This is a genomic window from Psychrobacter sp. (genome assembly GCF_036731945.1).
Lineage (GTDB): Bacteria > Pseudomonadota > Gammaproteobacteria > Pseudomonadales > Moraxellaceae > Psychrobacter.
On record NZ_DAINDI010000004.1, the window covers coordinates 8,896 to 11,496 of the forward strand.

Consider the following 2,601-nt stretch of genomic DNA (forward strand, 5'->3'; position numbering starts at 1 on the left):
GATTTCTATTCAGGCATTATCCTTAAAGCCATCGGTATCCCAACATCAATGTTTACCGTCATCTTCTCACTCGCGCGTACTTCTGGTTGGATCAGCCATTGGTTAGAAATGCACAGCGCACCATTCAAAATTGGTCGCCCACGTCAATTATATACTGGCGAAACGCATCGCGACTTCGTTAAAGTTGAAGATCGCAAATAGTAAGCTGTTATTGGCAGCATAAAAAATCCCGCGACTGAGCGGGATTTTTTTATGGTCTAAATTCAATAAAATGATGACTACTTATGCTTTATTGAAATTCTTTTAAGGTCTGCTCATATTTGGCAATTTGCTCATCATAACCCTGAATGGTTTCGTTAAATTTTGCCATCAGTCTCTCAAACTCTTGCTGTTGGTCGATTTTCATTTGCTGCATATCCATGACCTGTTGAGCTTCTATTTGCTCCCAAACCTGATGCTGGATAATCAAACGTGCCAGCGCCGGACTTTTTGCACTCAGTCGACCAGCGATTTCTGCATGTTCAAATAACTGCGGCGTCAAGGTTGCAATGTTAATCAAGGTATCAACCTCTTCTGCACTAAGCGGCGTGGTCACAGGTTGATAAAGCGCGTCCATCGCTTGCTGATAACTGTCTATAATCTGCTCATCTGTCAGCATCACAGGTTTACGCGGCTCAAGGCTAATACGCTTAAGCACCGTTAAATCGCGCTCACCCACTTCGGTACTGGTATTGATATCCGCGTCCATACTCGCATCAGCGTCAACTTCAGAGTCATTGCTAACGTTCAATTCACTATTGCTATTGTCCGTAGCAGCAGCTGAATCCGTAGCAGTTGATTTTGCTATTTGCTCAGAATCGGTAGTATTTGCAACTGGATTAGCATTGTCTACTGACGCAGCAGAGGTATTATCTGGCAACAAATCATTGCCACTGTCTGAGGCATCTGCCGCTTGCAGCGATTCATATTCGGCTTGCAGACGCTGCTGTAAACTTTTCGCTTGCGCGAGATACAAGGGTTGAAATTGCTCTATGCGCGCAGCAGCGGAGTCACTTTTGCGCATCGGCTGACTGTCTTCTGCAGCGGTTTTTTCTTTGGGTTGACTACTATCGGCTACTGGCGCTTCTGCTTGCTGCTGACAGCCGCTTAACAACAAAAATCCAGTCATGGCGGCTACTAGCAAGGAGCGCGTACGCGGCGGCGTCATCGCTTTATTTAGCGACCCTGCATTTATACAGGTATGATGAGTCTTACCATCAGGCTTTACGAGCAAATTTTTAAACATCCGAGTTCTCATCCTTATTAAAAGCAGTGCGCTTATGTGCTGAGGCTACTAGCTATTTTATTTTGTCTGTATGTTTAGTAGCTTGTTATTATTATCAAAAGGTTCAGTCATCATATAAATATTATAGGGTAAAAGAAAGATTAAACTTTAAATGTGTTATGAGTTTTATGTCCGTCGCGAGTTCTATTATAGTCATGGCTTTTATCGATTTTTTGCGTCGCTAAAAATGGAATACAGCTTTCAAAACCCTGACAATCGCGACCATGCTGCCGACTGATAAAATAATCTTGTACCATGCGTGCTTGCTGCTCAATACCATAGTTAAAAAAAGGTTTGCCAGCGTCAAGGATATAATCATAGCGGCGATTAATCATAGCGCCGCGCACGACTTTAAGACCTTGCTGCAATTGCCACACATGGGTCAATTCATGGATAAGCCAGCTTTGCTTAGCCAAGGAACACTGACTAAAATCTATGACCCAGTCGGCCGGGTGAAAATAAATATTACCATTAGGACTGACAGCGTAGTTTTTTATTACCCACCAAGCGGTTTTAAGCTGAACTTGCTCAAGCTCAATACTATCGCCGAACACAGAACGTGCCAGTGCTATCTCTCCAGCAATCAGCTTACGTGAACGCTGCTTGGTAGCTTTAAGAGGCCTAGCACGAAGAGACTCAGCGCGTTTAAATAAACGCTTGAAAGCAGATAGCGACAGCATAAATGTCTTACCTCGTATTGGTTGCTCGTTTTATATTTGATAATTTGTCGTAACATGATTAGTCATCACTGATAAACCATTAATAAGGTCGAAATCGCGCAAAACAAAGCCTTTAAGACATAAGCTGTACACTTAGCTGACTTTTATTAACGTAAATCTGCGTTAGCCTAGCTATAGTCACAACAATACAAAAAAACAGCCGTTTAATTGATAATAGAGATTTTTATGCCGCCCAATTTTCATGCCGATACGCCCCTTGCTCAGCGCATGCGCCCAAAGACGCTCGACGCTATTATTGGACAAGAGCACCTGTTAGCAGCAGGCGCACCATTACGGCGCTTGGTTGAGCAAGGACACCTGCCGTCGATTATTTTGCATGGTGAAGCGGGCATAGGGAAGACCACCATCGCGATGCTATTGGCTGATGCGGTTGGCCGACCTTTTCATGCGTTATCGGCATTAAATACGGGCGTGAAGCAATTACGTGAAGTGCTAGAAACAAAAGACTCGTTAAGTTTTGAATCCCCCGTGGTATTTATCGACGAGATTCACCGTTTTAATAAAGCGCAGCAAGATGCGTTACTTGGCGCGGTAGAG

The 2,601-nt window shown here is 43.8% G+C and carries 4 protein-coding genes; 2 read left to right on the forward strand and 2 right to left on the reverse strand.

Annotation, left to right across the window (positions count from 1 at the left end):
• The coding region (locus tag V7D75_RS01395) for a citrate/2-methylcitrate synthase (RefSeq protein ID WP_333613104.1) at positions 1 to 201 on the forward strand (201 nt) is incomplete at its 5' end.
• 88 nt (positions 202 to 289) lie between these two features.
• Here V7D75_RS01395 and V7D75_RS01400 read toward each other — a convergent pair.
• Both V7D75_RS01400 and V7D75_RS01405 read right to left on the reverse strand, forming a co-directional pair.
• Positions 290 to 1,285: a hypothetical protein gene (locus V7D75_RS01400; RefSeq protein ID WP_333613105.1), complete on the reverse strand. Its 996-nt coding sequence runs from the start codon at positions 1,283 to 1,285 to the stop codon at positions 290 to 292.
• Positions 1,286 to 1,425: 140 nt separating this feature from the next.
• The gene (locus V7D75_RS01405) at positions 1,426 to 2,001 is read right to left on the reverse strand and encodes a type IV secretion protein Rhs (RefSeq protein WP_442968897.1); all 576 of its coding nucleotides are present in this window, start codon (positions 1,999 to 2,001) and stop codon (positions 1,426 to 1,428) included.
• Between the two features lie 228 nt (positions 2,002 to 2,229).
• On the opposite strand from V7D75_RS01405, the gene V7D75_RS01410 reads away from it, so the two are divergent.
• Positions 2,230 to 2,601, forward strand: a 372-nt coding sequence (locus V7D75_RS01410; RefSeq protein WP_333613107.1) for an AAA family ATPase, incomplete at its 3' end; no start/stop codon positions are given.